This is a genomic window from Clostridioides sp. ES-S-0001-03 (genome assembly GCF_020676075.1).
Taxonomy (GTDB): Bacteria; Bacillota; Clostridia; order Peptostreptococcales; family Peptostreptococcaceae; genus Clostridioides.
Window position 1 is genome coordinate 130,304 of record NZ_JACVWJ010000002.1, and the last position, 16,416, is coordinate 146,719.

Annotated in this window: 16 protein-coding genes; all 16 read left to right on the forward strand. The window is 28.4% G+C overall.

The features are described 5' to 3' along the window. Nucleotides 1–14 precede the first annotated feature (14 nt). The 16 genes from fabD to spoIIIAE all read left to right on the forward strand — a co-directional run bounded on the left by fabD (nucleotide 15) and on the right by spoIIIAE (nucleotide 16,399). Nucleotides 15–965 (forward strand): ACP S-malonyltransferase, encoded by a 951-nt coding sequence (gene fabD / locus IC174_RS03765; RefSeq protein WP_227482195.1) that lies wholly within the window; start codon nucleotides 15–17, stop codon nucleotides 963–965. After that, the gene (fabG, locus tag IC174_RS03770; RefSeq protein ID WP_227434105.1) at nucleotides 965–1,714 is read left to right on the forward strand and encodes a 3-oxoacyl-[acyl-carrier-protein] reductase; all 750 of its coding nucleotides are present in this window, start codon (nucleotides 965–967) and stop codon (nucleotides 1,712–1,714) included. The genes fabD and fabG overlap by 1 nt, the downstream gene beginning before the upstream one ends. Before the next feature lie 76 nt (nucleotides 1,715–1,790). Next, nucleotides 1,791–2,015: an acyl carrier protein gene (gene acpP / locus IC174_RS03775; protein WP_227434106.1), complete on the forward strand. Its 225-nt coding sequence runs from the start codon at nucleotides 1,791–1,793 to the stop codon at nucleotides 2,013–2,015. Nucleotides 2,016–2,043: 28 nt separating this feature from the next. After that, nucleotides 2,044–3,282, forward strand: a complete 1,239-nt coding sequence (fabF, locus tag IC174_RS03780) for a beta-ketoacyl-ACP synthase II (RefSeq protein WP_227434107.1) — start codon at nucleotides 2,044–2,046, stop codon at nucleotides 3,280–3,282. A 243-nt stretch (nucleotides 3,283–3,525) separates the two neighbouring features. Further along, nucleotides 3,526–5,244: a diguanylate cyclase gene (locus IC174_RS03785; protein ID WP_227482196.1), complete on the forward strand. Its 1,719-nt coding sequence runs from the start codon at nucleotides 3,526–3,528 to the stop codon at nucleotides 5,242–5,244. 30 nt (nucleotides 5,245–5,274) lie between these two features. Next, on the forward strand, nucleotides 5,275–7,275 hold the full coding sequence (locus IC174_RS03790) for a sigma 54-interacting transcriptional regulator (RefSeq protein WP_227482197.1): 2,001 nt from the start codon (nucleotides 5,275–5,277) through the stop codon (nucleotides 7,273–7,275). Between the two features lie 359 nt (nucleotides 7,276–7,634). Continuing rightward, nucleotides 7,635–7,880 carry a TIGR03905 family TSCPD domain-containing protein gene (locus IC174_RS03795; protein ID WP_227434110.1) on the forward strand — a complete coding sequence of 82 codons (246 nt, stop codon included), beginning with the start codon at nucleotides 7,635–7,637 and terminating at the stop codon, nucleotides 7,878–7,880. 35 nt (nucleotides 7,881–7,915) lie between these two features. Then, nucleotides 7,916–8,641, forward strand: coding sequence for a gamma-glutamyl-gamma-aminobutyrate hydrolase family protein (locus IC174_RS03800; RefSeq protein WP_227434111.1), 726 nt, complete (start codon nucleotides 7,916–7,918; stop codon nucleotides 8,639–8,641). Between the two features lie 21 nt (nucleotides 8,642–8,662). Continuing rightward, entirely contained in the window at nucleotides 8,663–9,976 is a 1,314-nt protein-coding gene (locus IC174_RS03805; RefSeq protein WP_227434112.1) for an APC family permease, read from the forward strand. 207 nt (nucleotides 9,977–10,183) lie between these two features. Further along, nucleotides 10,184–10,723, forward strand: coding sequence for a GNAT family N-acetyltransferase (locus IC174_RS03810; RefSeq protein WP_227434113.1), 540 nt, complete (start codon nucleotides 10,184–10,186; stop codon nucleotides 10,721–10,723). Nucleotides 10,724–10,812: 89 nt separating this feature from the next. After that, on the forward strand, nucleotides 10,813–12,798 hold the full coding sequence (locus tag IC174_RS03815) for a fructose-1,6-bisphosphatase (RefSeq protein ID WP_227482198.1): 1,986 nt from the start codon (nucleotides 10,813–10,815) through the stop codon (nucleotides 12,796–12,798). 199 nt (nucleotides 12,799–12,997) lie between these two features. Next, the gene (spoIIIAA, locus tag IC174_RS03820) at nucleotides 12,998–13,966 is read left to right on the forward strand and encodes a stage III sporulation protein AA (RefSeq protein WP_227482199.1); all 969 of its coding nucleotides are present in this window, start codon (nucleotides 12,998–13,000) and stop codon (nucleotides 13,964–13,966) included. Then, nucleotides 13,956–14,477, forward strand: a complete 522-nt coding sequence (locus tag IC174_RS03825; RefSeq protein WP_227482200.1) for a stage III sporulation protein AB — start codon at nucleotides 13,956–13,958, stop codon at nucleotides 14,475–14,477. The genes spoIIIAA and IC174_RS03825 overlap by 11 nt, the downstream gene beginning before the upstream one ends. A 16-nt stretch (nucleotides 14,478–14,493) precedes the next feature. Continuing rightward, nucleotides 14,494–14,691 (forward strand): stage III sporulation protein AC, encoded by a 198-nt coding sequence (spoIIIAC, locus tag IC174_RS03830; RefSeq protein WP_009888937.1) that lies wholly within the window; start codon nucleotides 14,494–14,496, stop codon nucleotides 14,689–14,691. 24 nt (nucleotides 14,692–14,715) lie between these two features. Beyond that, nucleotides 14,716–15,093, forward strand: coding sequence for a stage III sporulation protein AD (spoIIIAD, locus tag IC174_RS03835; protein WP_227434329.1), 378 nt, complete (start codon nucleotides 14,716–14,718; stop codon nucleotides 15,091–15,093). 100 nt (nucleotides 15,094–15,193) lie between these two features. Further along, complete coding sequence (spoIIIAE, locus tag IC174_RS03840; protein ID WP_227434117.1) at nucleotides 15,194–16,399, forward strand: stage III sporulation protein AE; 1,206 nt, start codon at nucleotides 15,194–15,196, stop codon at nucleotides 16,397–16,399. Nucleotides 16,400–16,416: the final 17 nt, after the last annotated feature.

Sequence of the window (16,416 nt, forward strand, 5' to 3'; positions counted from 1 at the left end):
TCAGGAGGAGCATGATGGGAAAAGTTGCACTAGTATTTCCTGGTCAAGGAGCCCAGTATGTAGGGATGGCTAAGGATTTATATGAAAATAACGAGGTTGCCAAAAATGTGATAGACGAGGCTTGTAGTGCCTTAAATATAGATTTAAAAAAGCTTATGTTTGAGGGTAGTGAAGAAGAACTTTCTAAAACTGAAAATACTCAACCAGCTATGGTTACACATAGTGTAGCTGTACTAAAAGCGATACAATCAAAAATAGATTTAAAATATGATGCATGTTTAGGTTTATCTTTAGGAGAATATAGTGCATTAGTTGCAGCAGATGCAATTGATTTTAAAGATGCTGTATGCCTAGTTAAAAAAAGAGGTAAATTTATGCAGGAAACAGTCCCAACAGGGGTTGGAGCTATGGCAGCGATTTTAGGTTTAGATAGAGAAATATTAGGAAGTGTTGTAAAAGACATACAAGGAGGGATTGTAGAAGTAGCAAATTACAATTCTCCTGGTCAGGTAGTTATATCTGGTGAAAATGAAAAGATAGAAGAAGCAATGGTAAAATGTAAAGAGGCAGGAGCAAAAAGAGCTGTTAAATTAAATGTAAGTGGGCCTTTCCACTCATCAATGTTAAGAGAAGCTGGAGTAAAACTAGCTAGTGAATTAGACAAAGTTAATATGACTAAGCCTAAAGTTGATGTAGTAGCAAATGTAAATGCAGATTACTATGAAAATGAAGGTAAAGACTTGCTTATAAAACAAGTAAGTTCTTCTGTACTTTGGGAAGATTCTATAGAAAGATTATTAAATGATGGGTATGATACTTTTATAGAAATGGGACCAGGAAAAACTTTAAAAGCATTTATTAAGAAGATAGCCTCTAATAAAAAAGCAAGTGTGAATATTTACAATATAGATGGTATAGATTCTTTAAATGAATTTGTACAAGATTATGGAAATGGAGAGATATAATGATAAATCTTACAGGACAAGTAGCAATTGTTACTGGTGGCTCTAGAGGTATAGGGAGAGAAATAGCAAAGAAACTAGCATCTCTTGGAGCTGATATAGTAATCAATTATACTTCTAAAGAGGATGAAGCCCTAAAAACTAAAAGTGAAATAGAAGGTATGGGTGTAAAATGTACTTCTATAAAATGTGATGTATCTAAATCTGATGAAGTAAATCAAATGATGGACTCTATTATAAAAGAGTTTGGAAAAATTGATATATTAGTTAATAATGCAGGTATAACTAAAGATGCATTACTTATGAGAATGAAAGAAGAAGATTTTGATAGAGTTATAGATATAAATTTAAAAGGTGTATTTAATTGTACAAAAGCAGTTATTAAACCTATGATGAAAAAGAAATATGGTAGAATAATAAATATGACTTCAGTAGTTGGAATCATGGGAAATGCAGGTCAAACTAATTACTGTGCATCAAAAGCTGGCGTGATTGGATTTACAAAATCTTCTGCAAGAGAATTAGCATCAAGAAATATAAATATAAATGCAGTGGCACCAGGATTTATAGAAACAGATATGACTAAAGTACTAAGTGATGAGGTAAAAGAATCAACACTATCAAATATACCAAAAAAATCTTATGGTAAACCAGAAGATGTAGCCAATGCTGTAGCATTTTTAGTTAGTGATATGTCAAGTTATATAACAGGACAAGTGTTAAATGTAGATGGTGGAATGGTAATGCAATAATAAAAAATAATACTTTAAAAAGTAGAGAAATCTATTTAAAATAAAAATTAAAATAAAAAATCTTAGGAGGAACACAATGTTTAATAAAGTTGTAGAAATAATAATAGAACAATTAGGAGTAGAAGATAAAGAAATAACTATGGAAACATCATTAATGAAAGATTTAGAAGCAGATTCATTAGATGCAGTAGAAATAATAATGGCACTTGAAGATGAATTTGGTATAGAAATACCAGATACAGAAGCAGAAAACTTCAAATCTATAGGGGACATAGTTAACTATATAGAAGCTAACAAATAGTCGAGCTTTAAAAAAGTGGAGGTATCAGATGAATAAAAGAGTAGTAATAACGGGACTTGGATGTGTTACACCATTGGGAACAGGAAAAGAAGAGTTCTGGAACAATATAAAATCTGGAGTATCTGGTATAGATAAAATAACTAATTTTGATGCTAGCACATATCAAACTCAAATAGCAGGAGAAGTTAAGAATTTTCATCCAGAGGAATATATAAGCAAAAAAGAATTAAAGAGATTAGATAAATTTGCTCAATTTGCAATAGTTTCTGCAAAATTAGCAGTTGAAGATGCAAATCTTGATTTAGATAAAGTTGATAGAGAACGTGTTGGAGTTATAATAGGCTCTGGTATAGGTGGGGTTGAAGCAATAGAAACTCAACATAAAATTCTTTTAGAAAAAGGAAACAAAAGAGTAAGTTCACTATTTGTACCTATGATGATAGGAAACATGGCAGCAGGTCAAGTTTCAATATTTTTAGGAGCAAAAGGACCTAATACTAATGTATGTACAGCTTGTGCATCAGGAACTCATTCAATAGGTGATGCCTTTAAGGTTATACAAAGAGGAGATGCAGATATTATGGTAGCAGGAGGCTCTGAAGCTGCTGTAACAGGACTTGCATTTGCTGGATTCTGTAATATGAAGGCTATGTCAACTAGAAATGATGACCCTAAAACTGCATCACGCCCATTTGACAAGGACAGAGATGGATTTGTAATGGGAGAAGGAGCAGGTATTGTTATATTAGAAGACTTAGAACATGCTTTAGCAAGGGGTGCAAAAATATATGCAGAAGTAGTAGGATATGGTTTAACTGCTGATGCATATCATATGACAACTCCAGCTGAAAATGGAGAAGGAGCAGCTAGGTCTATGAATATGGCTTTAAAAGATGGAAATGTTCCACTAGAAGAAGTAGATTATATAAATGCTCATGGAACTTCAACTTATTATAATGACCTATATGAAACTATGGCTATAAAAACTGTATTTGGAGAAAATGCATATAATTTATGTGTATCATCGACAAAATCTATGACTGGTCATTTATTAGGAGCATCAGGTGCAATAGAAGCAGTTGTTTGTGCAATGAGTATAGAAGATAATTTTGTACCTCCAACTATAAATATACAAGAAGTTGGCGAAGATTTAGATTTAGATTATGTTCCAAATAAAGGTAAAGAAAAAGATATTAGATATGCACTATCAAATTCTTTAGGTTTTGGTGGGCATAATGCTACAATTGTACTAAAAAAATATGTATAAATAAATGACAAATATTAAAAATAACATTAAAAAACAAGCACTTGTTTTTGACCTTATAAATTTATATTAACTAAATTAAAAGTCCCCTAAATTAGAATAAATGTCTAATTTAGGGGACTTTTTTATTAAATTTTAATTCTAGCACATGTTGTAAATCATTTTGATATATTGTATCATAAATTATTGAGAGGTTATATATATGCAATTTTTCATTCTACAATATACAGAAGGAGGGCTAAAATTTTGAATTTTAGACTACCAAAGAAAAGTTTACCCAAAAAGATAATTTTTATAGCTATAATACTTATTAGTATTATTTTGTTTATAGGGTATGATCAAAATGGACTTAAAGAAAGAGAAATTATAAATAAAGGAAAATATATATCTGAAAGTCTTGTGTCAGATAAGAAGTATGATGAAGCAAAAAAAATGGTCAAAACTTCTTTTGAATCTATCCCAGAAAAAAAATACAATAAAGTATATAATGAAGTTTGGGATATGTTAAAGACTATTTCATATGTCCCAGATGGAACGAAGATAATTATTGATTCGTTAGAAAAGATGAGAACATCAGATGTAAAATTATCTGATGAATGTAGATTTAGTATAGAGAAAAGACTAGCATCAGTGTACATAATGGATAATAATTATTCTAGCGCAGTAGATTTAACTGTAAAGTCTATAAAATTAGCTGAGAAATTAGGGGATAATTATGAAAAAGCAAGACTAGATGTTGATTTGGCTAGCATACTTTTAAAGGTAGGTGGATATGAAACAGGAGAAAAATTAATAAAGGATTCTTTTAAGATAGATGTTGATGAAGATGAAAAAAATGGAATGGTTAGATTATATGCTCTTATAAATTTAGCAGAAATATATGTAGAGTTGGGAGAATATGATAAAGCCATTGAAACATGTAGCAATGTAAAAGACTATAAAAAGTTTGTAAACATAGATGATTACAATGATTTTGAAATAATGGCTTCTATAATGCAGGCAAATGCACATGTAGGAAAAAATGAGATATCAAAGGCAATGACTCTTTTAGAAAGAGCTGATTATCTTATAAAATATGATAAATCAATTCATATATTAGATAAAGGTATGTATTACTATATGGCAATGGGAAATTTGGAATATAAAAGTAAAAACTATGATTCTGCAATAGATAACTATAAAAAAAGCCTAGAGATATCTACTAAAAGAAAGTTAACTCAAGAGAAAATAAAAACCTTAAATGAAATATTGAATATATATGAGAAACAAGGGAATGTAAACTCTGTAAATAAGTACCAGAAGATATTAATAAATGAATATAAAGAGAGCAAAAGTATAAGAGATTCGGAAATTAGTTTTTATATAATTGATAAGGTATCACGTGAAAGTGAGTTTTTTGAAAAAAGTAAAAAAGAAATTAAGTCTTATAAAATATTATTTAGTGTAATTTTAATTATTACATTAGGTTCTACTTTTTTATATAATAGATTGAAGTACTTTAAAGCACAAAATTTACATGATGGACTTACAAATGTTTATAATAGGAAAAGTTTTGATATTATGTATAATAAGTACAGAGAAAAAGATGATAACTTTGCACTTGTAATGATAGATATAGATAATTTTAAACTTATAAATGATAATTATGGACATAAATTTGGAGACGTTGTCATAAAGGGCATAGTAAATACTATTTGTGTTATGCTTGAGCAAGAAGATAAAGTATTTAGATATGGTGGAGAAGAGTTTTCTGTATTGATAAGAGATAAATCTGGTGAAGAAGTGTTTGATATAATTAACAATATAAGAAATGCAATTGAAAATAAAAAATGGGGTGAAGATGTGACTGTGACTATAAGTGCAGGTATAGCCCATGTCTCTGATAGCAAAAACATATTAGAAGAAGCTGATAAAAATCTATATAAAGCAAAACAGCTTGGAAGAAATAAAGTAGTGTACAAATAATTGTATATTATATAGATATGAGGTATAAATATGAAGCAGTCAATAGCTATAGTAACAGATAAGATAACTAAACTATCATCTTTCTTGGAAGAAAATATACGATTAGTTTTAGAAAATTATCTTGATATAAATCATTATTATTTAGAAAATTTAAAAGATGATGATAAAATACAAGGTGATTTTGTTTTAGTAATGAATGATGACAGATTAAATAGCATGAGAAAGCATTTAGTACAAGATAGTAAAATTATAGTTGTGAGAAGAACTCTTAAAGAAAAAGAAATATATGGATTGTTTTCAATACCATATGGAACAGAAGTATTAGTTGTAAATGACACAAAAGAAACTACATTAGAAACAATAAGTCTGTTTTATAAGATAGGAGTAAAAAATTTAAAGCTTACTCCATATATTGAAGGACAAACCTATGAAAATATAGATATAGCCATAACACCTGGAGTAACCCAAAAAGTACCAAATTATATAAATAAGGTAATTGATTTAGGAAATAGATACATTGATATATCTACTTTTATAGAGATAATAAATGGGCTTAAAATTGATGTGAAGGAAATAAGAAAAAATCTGATGGTATATTCTGAACGTCTAATAAGCTTAGATAATGGTGTCAAAGACAATTATAGACAATTATTTCTAAAAATAGAAGAACAAGATGTTATATTAAATTTGTCAAAGGATGGAATAATATTTACTTCAATAGATGGTGTTGTAAATACATTTAATAAAGAAGTATTAAAAATTTTAGGTATAGACAGAAATATACGAGGAAAAAACATAAAAGATATTATCTCTAAAGATTTGGATATTTTACTTGAAGATAAAGAAATTGCTGATGAAGTTGTATTTACAAATAAGAAATATATAAATGTAAATAAAAAAAATATATTTTCTATGGGTAATAAAGCTGGTATATACTACAATTTACAAGAAATAACCTATATAAAAAAATTAGAACAAAATCTTACCAATAAATTAAGAGAGCAAGGTCAAATAGCAAAGTACACATTCAAAGATATAAAAACTAAGAATAAGAGGATGACAAAGTGTATAGAGTTAGCTAAAAAAATATCTAAATCAGACCTTTCTGTTTTAATAATAGGAGAGAGTGGAACTGGTAAAGAATTATTATCCCAATCAATTCACAATAACTCTAATAGAAGTAATCAGCCTTTTATAGCAGTTAATTGCGCTGCAGTTCCAGATAGCTTATTAGAAAGTCAGTTATTTGGCTATGAAAAAGGCTCTTTTACAGGAGCATTAAGAGAAGGGAAAAAAGGTCTATTTGAACTTGCAAACAATGGAACTATATTTTTAGATGAGATTGGAGATATGCCTCCATTATTACAGACAAAATTACTTAGAGTACTTCAAGAAAAACAAGTTATGCCTATAGGTTCCCACAATGTTATAAATATAGATGTTAGAATTATAGCTGCGACAAATAAAAATTTACCTAAAATGATTAGAGAAGGTAAATTTAGAGAAGATTTGTATTATAGATTGAATGTACTACCAATAGACATACCATCATTGAGGGAGAGAAAAGAAGATATAATAACTCTCATGAATTTCTTTTTGGAAAAGGATATAAAAATTTCTCCTGAAGTTGAGGTTATTTTAGAAAAATACAATTGGCCAGGAAATATAAGAGAGTTGCAAAATGTTGCTTCTTATGTAAGTTTAATGTGTGAAAGTATGGTTTTTAAAGATGACCTTCCACCTTATATAAAGACAGAATATATTAGTAGCTTTGATGATGGGGTTAGTTATACAAAAAAAGAATTTGAGTATATACTTAGAATACTATATGAAAGAAAAGATTTAACTTCTGGAGTTGGAAGAGGCTTTATAATAGAAAAACTTACAGAGGAGGGTATTGAAATATCTGAAAGTAAAGTAAGAAAAGTATTGTCTTATTTGAGTGAGTGTGGATACATATCATCTAAATCTGGAAGATGTGGAAGTCAAATAACACAAGAAGGTATAAAGTTTTACAATAATATAAATTAGGTATATTAAAGTAAAAGATTCTAAATAGAAATATCTTAGAACTTGGAAAGATATATATAAAAGTTAAACCATCTTATGCTCAAATTAACATTTAATACTATATATTAAAAGCATATAAAAATAAATTAAATATAAATAGGTTTAGATAATAGGTTTAGATAGGTAATAGGTTATAAGTAAATAACCCATTACCTATTTTTATTTGCAAAAAAATTTGTATTTATATCTAAAAATAAAAAAATATTTGATGGAAGCATTGTGAATACTTGATAAATAATAAATAAACGTAAAGTATAAATTTTGGCATATATATTGCTAACTATATAGATAAGACAACAAAATAATTGGGAGGTTTAATTATGAAATACAAAACAACAGGGACTTGTGCTACAGAAATTGAATTTGAGGTAAAAGATGACAAAGTTACAAATGTAAATTTTGTTGGTGGATGTGATGGAAATTTAAAAGGATTAAAAGTATTGGTTGAAGGTATGAATATAGAAAATGTAATTCAAAAACTAAAAGGAATAGAGTGTAAAACAAAACCAACATCTTGTCCAGACCAACTTTCTCTAGCATTAGAGAATTATATAAATAAAAAATAAGTACATAAAACAATCAACTAGTTAGGAGTTTAATTATGAAACCAATAATAGGTATTTTAGGAAATCTGATAATAATGGAAAATGGAATGTTTCCTGGGCTTGAAAGATCCTATGTAAATAATGATTATATAAACGCAGTATTAAAGGGAGGAGGTAGCCCAGTTATTATTCCAGTAAATACAGATAGAGAAGTTATAAAGAGACAGATTGAGATGGTTGATGGAGTTTTAATATCTGGAGGATGGGATGTTAATCCTCAATTATATGGTGAAGAAACAAGAGAAGAAACAACGTTTATATATCCCGAAGTAGATGAATTTGATTTAATTGCTATAAGTATAGCTTTAGAACTTAAAAAGCCAATACTAGGTATATGCAGAGGGCTACAAATACTAAATGTAAGCCTAGGTGGAACTTTATATCAAGATAATAGTCTTGTTAAAGGAAGTTACATAAAACATACACAATCTTCTAAAAGACATGTAGCTACTCATAAGGTAGATGTTCAAGACGGGAGTATTTTAGAAGGTATTTTAGGAAAACAATTACTTACAAATAGTTATCATCATCAAAGTATTAAACAACTTGGTGAAGGATTAAAAGCCATAGCATACTCAAAAGATGGTATAATAGAAGCTATTGAAAAAGAGGATGAAAATTTTGTAGTAGGAATACAGTGGCATCCAGAAATGATGGTAGATTATTGTAATAAAATGGAAAAGTTATTTAAATATTTCGTAAATATTTGTTCAACTTTATAATATACCTTGGGGGGATTAAACATGAACGAAAAAAATAAAATGGGATTAATAAGTATTATACTTTTAGGTATTAATGCGGTTGTAGGAGCAGGAGTTTTCCTATTACCAGGAAACGCAATGAAGGCATTTGGTGTTGCGAGTATATTTGTATATATGTTTGATATGCTATTAGTTTTATCTATGGCGTTTTGTTTTGCTGAAGTGGCAGGTAAATTTAATAAAAATGGTGCTGCATATGTGTACACCAAAGAAGCATTTGGAGATTTTTTTGGATTTGAAGTAGGTCTTATGAAATGGGTAATAGGATGTATTTCTTGGGGAGCGTTAATAGTAGGTTTTCCTACATCTTTATCAGCAGTATGGGCTCCTGCAGGTGACCCACATATACAAAAAATTATAATAGTAGCTATGATAGTTGGACTTACAATTATAAATTTATTAGGAGTATCTTTATCAAAAATTGTACAAAATGTTATAACAGTAGGTAAGCTAATTCCATTAGTATTATTTATAGTAATAGGTGTATTTTTTATAAAAGGAGCTAATTTTACTAATTCAACGATGGTACCACCAGGAGCAGGAGTTACAGAATTTGGAGCAGCAGCACTTTTAATGTTTTATTCATTTACAGGGTTTGAATCTATAGCAGTAGCAGCAGAAGATATGGAGAATCCTCAAAAAAATATACCTATAGCAATTATAAGTGTAATAGTAATTGCATCAATAATATATATATTAAATCAAGTTGTGTGTGTTGGTATTTTAGGAGATAAATTATCCAGTACAGCTACTCCTGTTGCAGATGCGGCGAGAATATGTTTTGGAAATATGGGTGCAGGATTAGTTACTTTTGGGACATTAGTTTCTGTTGGTGGAATTTGTATGTGTGGTGCTTTTGTAAATCCAAGAAGCTGTGTAGCTTTAGCTGATGACAAAATGTTACCAAGAATGTTTGCAAGGAAAGATAAAAATGGTACACCATATGTAGCAATAATAGCAACTATGATAATTACTATACCAATAGCTTTGTCTGGAAGTTTTGCTGAATTAGCAGCAATAAGTGCAGTTGCTAGATTTATACAATATATACCTACTTCTCTATCAGTGTTAGTATTTAGAAAGAAAAGACCAGAATTAGTAGGGACTTTTAGAACTCCATTTGGAGCAGTAATTCCTTTAATTGCAGTGTGTGTTGGTACATGGTTATTATTCCAGGCGTCTATGCACCAATTAGTTATGGGATTAGGAGCATTAGCAGTTGGAGTACCACTATACTTTATAATGAAGTCTTATAACAGAAAAGTTTATGGAGAAGATTTAAAGAAAGTTGTTTAAATTATATTGTAAATACTATTTAACTAGCAGAGGAATATTATCAAAAAATTGAATATAAATAAATATATATAAGGTTATATTAAAATATTATTAAATTTTTATTTTAGTATAACCTTATATTGTTATTAATACATGAAAAATATTGTAATAGATGTAAAATAATAGTATTATGTTTATTAGATAAAAAACTTGTTAGGAGGTAAATTTATGTCAGAAATAACTTTAAAGAATGGTATAGAAGTATCTATTAGAGAAGGCGTAAAAGAAGATGCCCAAGCTATTATAGATTTTTATAATGAAGTAGGTGGGGAAACTCATTTTCTTTCATTTGGGAAAGATGAATATAAAATATCTTTAGAAGACCAAGAAAATTCTATAGAGTCAGCAAAAGCATCTGATAACTCAATAAAATTAATTGCATTTATAGATAGAGAGATAGCTGGTATTGCTACAATTGATTCCAATCAAAAAGCAAAAGGAAAGCATGTTGGAGTTTTAGGAATTGTTGTTAAAGAAAAATACTGGGGAGCTGGATTAGGTAAAAGACTTATGTTAGACCTTATAGAATGGTGTAAATCAAATGGAATAACTAAGAAAATAACTCTTGTTACTAATGAAGAAAATCATAATGCTATAGAATTATACAAAAGAGTCGGATTTGAAGTAGAAAGTATATTAAAGAAAGAATGTTATTACAATGGTGTTTATACTGATTTGATAGGGATGTCACTTTTATTAGGAATATAATTAGTGTACATTTTATCTCGAAAAAATCATATTAAGTATGGTATAATTAAAAAAAGAATATAACTTAATATAATTTTGGAGGACGAATTATGAAAAATCTGTGTAAAATATCAGATGAATATTTAAATAGTAAACTTAAATATTTAAAGTTATTATCAAAACAATATCCAAGCATATCGAAAGCAAGTACAGAAATAATAAATTTAGAGGCTATATTAAATCTTCCAAAGGGAACTGAACATTTTATAACAGATGTACATGGCGAATATGAGCCATTTGTACATGTTTTAAAAAATGGTTCTGGTGTAATAAAGAGAAAAATAGAAGAATTATTTTCAAATACAATAAGAGATAGTGAAAAAAAGATGCTAGCAACTCTTGTATACTATCCTGAACAAAAACTAGACTTAATAATTAAACAAGAGGAAAATATAGATGATTTTTATAGAATAAATATCTATAGACTTATAGAACTTTGTAAGTATGCTTCCAGCAAATACACTAGGTCAAAAGTTAGAAAACTTTTACCAGAAAATTTTAAATACATAATAGAAGAACTTTTACATGAGCATATTAAAAGTGAACATAAAGAAGAATACTATAAAAGTATAGTTGAGACAATAGTTGATATAGGTATAGCTAAAGAGTTTATAATTGCAATTTCCACGGTTATACAAAAGTTAGTTGTTGACAGACTACATGTAATAGGTGATATTTATGATAGAGGTCCAAGACCAGATATAATTGTAGATAAGCTTATTGAACATCATTGTGTAGATATTCAATGGGGAAATCATGACATACTATGGATGGGTGCAGCATCAGGTGAAAAAACTTGTATAGCAAATGCACTTAGAATTTCGGCTAGATATGCAAACCTAGATATCGTAGAAGATATATATGGGATAAATCTATTACCTTTAGCTACTTTTGCAATAGAAATGTATAAAGATGACCCATGTAAAGAATTTATTCCTAAGATTAATGACCAAAGTGTGACAACAACAGAAAAGTCTTTAATGGCAAAAATGCATAAGGCAATAAGTATAATTCAATTTAAACTTGAAGGTGAAGTGATAAAGAGAAGACCTGAGTTTGAAATGGAGCATAGGCTTTTGCTTAACATGATAAATTATGAAGAGGGAACTATTACTTTAAAAGGAAAGACATATAAACTAAAAGATACTTATTTGCCTACAATAGACAAAAAAGACCCATATAAATTGAGTATTGAAGAAAAAAATGTTATTGAAAAATTAGTGTCTTCATTTAGAGGTAGCGAAAAATTACAAAAGCATGTTTCATTTTTATTTTCTAAAGGAAGTATATATTTAAAGGCAAACTCAAATTTATTAATTCATGGATGTGTCCCATTGAATGAAGATGGAAGCTTTATGTCTATGAATATAATGGGAAAAGAGTATAAAGGTAAAATCCTTATGGATAAGATGGAATCTCTAGCAAGAGAAGGTTTTTTCTTTAAAGATAAAGCAGAAGAAAAATTATATGGTATGGATATTATGTGGTATTTGTGGACTGGAAAATGTTCATCATTATTTGGAAAAGACGATATGACTACATTTGAAAGATATTTTATAGCAGAAAAAGAGACTCATAAAGAAAATAAGAATCCATATTTTAAGCTTAGAGAAAGTGATGTTGCTTGTGAAAGAATATTTGAAGAATTTGATTTAGAACTTGATGAATCACATATAATAAATGGGCATGTTCCTGTAGAAAGTAAAAATGGAGAGAGCCCAATAAAAGCCAATGGAAAAATTCTTGTTATAGATGGTGGTTTTTCTAGAGCCTATCAAAAAACTACTGGTATAGCTGGATACACTTTGATATATAATTCTAGAACTTTACAACTAGTATCACATGAACCATTTAATTCTGCTGAAGAGGCTATTGCAAATGAAAGCGATATCTTATCGACAACTGTTGTAGTAGAGCATAAGGCAAAGAGAAAAATGGTGAGAGATACTGATGAGGGTGTAAAAATACAAGAAGAAATAGAAGACTTAAAATTGCTTTTAATGGCCTATAAAAAAGGGCTAATAAAAGAAATGTAGATAATAAAAAACTAAGATAACTCTATGCTTGAGAGTGGTCTTAGTTTTTATTTTTATAATAATTTACTTATTAAGTGAATCCTAAACAATAGGGTTCATTTTTTTATAGATAAATATTATTAAAAAAATTATATAGGTTTTGGTAATATTCCTTGTCCTTTATAAATAGAATTATATAAACAAAGGAGGAGGACAAGAAATGAATAAACTTTCAGATGAAATAATAAACTCTCTTTCTACAAACATAAGAGAGAAGGTAGAAAAAATCTCAGACAATAATCTAAACATAGAAGAAATTAGATTACGTTCACAAAAACCATTGATACTAAATGCAAACTCTAAAGATTATTTTTATAATCAAAAAACTATGGAACTTGATTTAAATCAGCACAATTCATATATAGTGACAAGGGAAGATATAGAGCAAACTTTTCAAATAATATGTAAATACTCAATACATTCATTTATGGATGATATAAAAAAAGGGTTTATAACTTTGAGAGGAGGCCATAGAGTAGGGTTAGTTGGAAAAGTAATAGTAGAAGATGGACAAGTCAAAAATATAAAACACATATCATCTTTAAATATAAGAGTATCAAGAGAAGTCATAGGATGTTCAAATAAGATTTTAAGTCATATAATAAAAGGTAAAAATCAAATTAATAATACTTTGATAATATCGCCACCTCAATGTGGAAAGACAACTTTAATTAGAGATATAGTAAGAAATTTAAGTAATGGTAATGAAGAATATAGATTTAAAGGATTGAAGGTAGCACTAGTAGATGAACGTAATGAGATAGCAGGAGCTTACTTAGGTGCTCCACAGATGGATGTTGGAATAAGGACTGATATAATAGAAACTTGCCCAAAAGAGTTGGGTATTACGATGCTTTTAAGGTCAATGTCGCCAAATGTTATTGTGACAGATGAAATTGGAAGTGAGAAAGAAATAAAGGCATTATATACAGCATTAAATGGAGGTATTGGATTAATAACTACTGTACATGGAGATTCAATGGAAGATATACAAAATAGAAAAGAGTTAAACAGACTCTTAGACAAAGAATTGTTTAAAAAAGTTATAATTCTTTCTGCTAAGAAAGGTGCAGGGACAATTGAAAAAATTTATGATTTAGAAGAAAAGAGATGGTACTTTGCAAATTAAGATAATTATTATAGCACTCCTAATAGGAAGTAGTTATTTGATAGGTGAACATATATACAAAACCTATACACGAAGACACAAACAACTAAATGATTTAATAAGAGTTTTAGAAATATTAAGGATGGATTTATCTTTTGGGCTTTATACATTAGAAGAAATTTTTAGAAGGATAGGATGCAATAAAGACTTTTGTTTTTGGAGTTTTTTCTATCAAATTTCAGAAGAACTTCACAATGAACAAAGCAAAACTTTAGAAAAAATAATATCAGAGAATACTGAAATTTTAGTTAAAGAAACTTATCTTGGAAGTAAAGAAATTGAGGAATTAAAAAATCTAATTCTTACATTGGGAAAAAGTGATATAGAGTCCCAACAAAGAATGATAGATTTATCTATAGAAAATCTGAAAAAACAAACCTATGAAACAAAAGAAGACATAAGTAAAAAAGGGTTGCTATATAAAAAATTAGTAACCTTTATAGGCATAGGTATATGTATTATATTGATTTAATATGGGGAGGTTTATTATGGAGATATCATTGATATTAAAGGTTGCAGGTGTAGGTATTCTAATATCAGTATTAAATATGATATTGGAAAAAACAGACAGAAAAGATTGGGCAGGGCTTACTACTTTGGCAGGTGTAATAATCGTGTTGGGGATGGTAATAACAGAAATAAGTGATTTATTCAATACTGTAAGAACAATGTTTCAACTTTACTAAAGAGGAGGGAGTAATTTGGAAATAATGCAATTAATAGGAATTGCAATCATTTCAACTACACTCTGTTTAGTAATAAAAAAAGATAGACCAGAAATAGCAAATTTCATAGCAATAATAACTGGAGTAACAATATTATTATCAGTTATGTTTAAGCTAAATTTTATAATAGATAGTATACAAGATTTAGCTAATAAAGCTAATATTCCAACTATGTATATATCTTTAATAATAAAATTAATAGGAATAGCATATTTAATGGAATTTGCAATACAACTTTGTAAAGATTGTGGGGAAGGAAACATTGCTTCAAAACTAGAGTTTGGAGGAAAAATAATAGTTATGTCAATGTCTTTCCCTATACTTTTATCCATTGTAGAAATGGTGGTGAATATAATTCCATAGTTATTTATATTAAGGTAGATAGCTATAGATATATTAGTTGTTATTTAAAGGATATTTTGTTGTATTGAGGTTTATAGAGTGAAGAGAGGCATGGTTGCTTATGAAAAAAAGATTTTTACCAATGATTATGGGATTTGTATTGACTTTCTTTTTTGTAAATATCTTTGCCATTATAATATTTGCTAATGAGGTTCCAAGTAGCGAAGATAAAGAATATGGTGAAGCTAAGAGTAGCATAGATAAATATATTGATGGTCAGTTAGACAAGTTAGATATAAATGAAATTCAAGATTATATAAATAAAGAAATAGTTATTAATGATGTTAATTTAAAATCGTTTGTAAAAGACCTAATTAGTGGAGAAAAAAATATTTTAGATTTATTTAATAAAGATGGACTGAAGATATTGATGTTTGATGAGTTTAAAGCAAGTTTAAAGGTAGTAGCAGTAATTTTAGTATTAGCTTTACTGTCATCTATTTTAAAAAGTTTAGAGAATTCTTTTTCATCAGGTGCAGTTAGTCAAATAGCAACGTATATAATATTTATTACAATGGTATCGCTCACTTTAATTGGATTTAAAGATGTACTACAAATTTGTTATGATGCAATAGACCATACTGTAGGTCTTATGCAAGTTATAATGCCAATACTAATAACATTTTTACTTTTAATTGGATTTCCAATAACATCTACTACTTTAAATCCTATTTTTATAGGAGGAGTGACATTTATAAATGTATTTTTCAAGAAATTTTTATTTGTATCAGTAACTGTTGCATTTGGAATTCTAATAATAAACAATTTATCAAAAAACATAAGGCTAAAAAGATTTTTTTCTTTTGTCAAACAAATAAATTATGTTTCTATTGGGGCTATGTTTACCGTATATTTAGGACTTGTATCTATACAAGGCTTATATGTAACTAGTTTTGATAAATTCAGTGTAAAAACTGCGAAGTTTGCTATAGGTAACTTTATACCAGTTGTTGGTGGATTTGTATCAGATTCTGTGGATATTTTACTATCTTCATCTCAACTTATAAAAAATATATTTGGTGGAATAGGGCTTATCTTACTCATTGGGATTTGTTTGCTTCCAGTGATAAAGATTTTATCCGTCATAGTGGTATATAAATTGGCAGCAATAATTGTAGAGCCTGTGGGAGAAGATGGAATATCAAATTTTTTAAATGAAGTTGCAAATCTAATGATAATAATGTTAGCATCAGTAATTGCTATAACAATAATGTTCTTTGTGACTGTAGCTATTTTGACCTCGATAAGTGTTGTAAGTCAAGGATAATGTATAGATTAATAAAG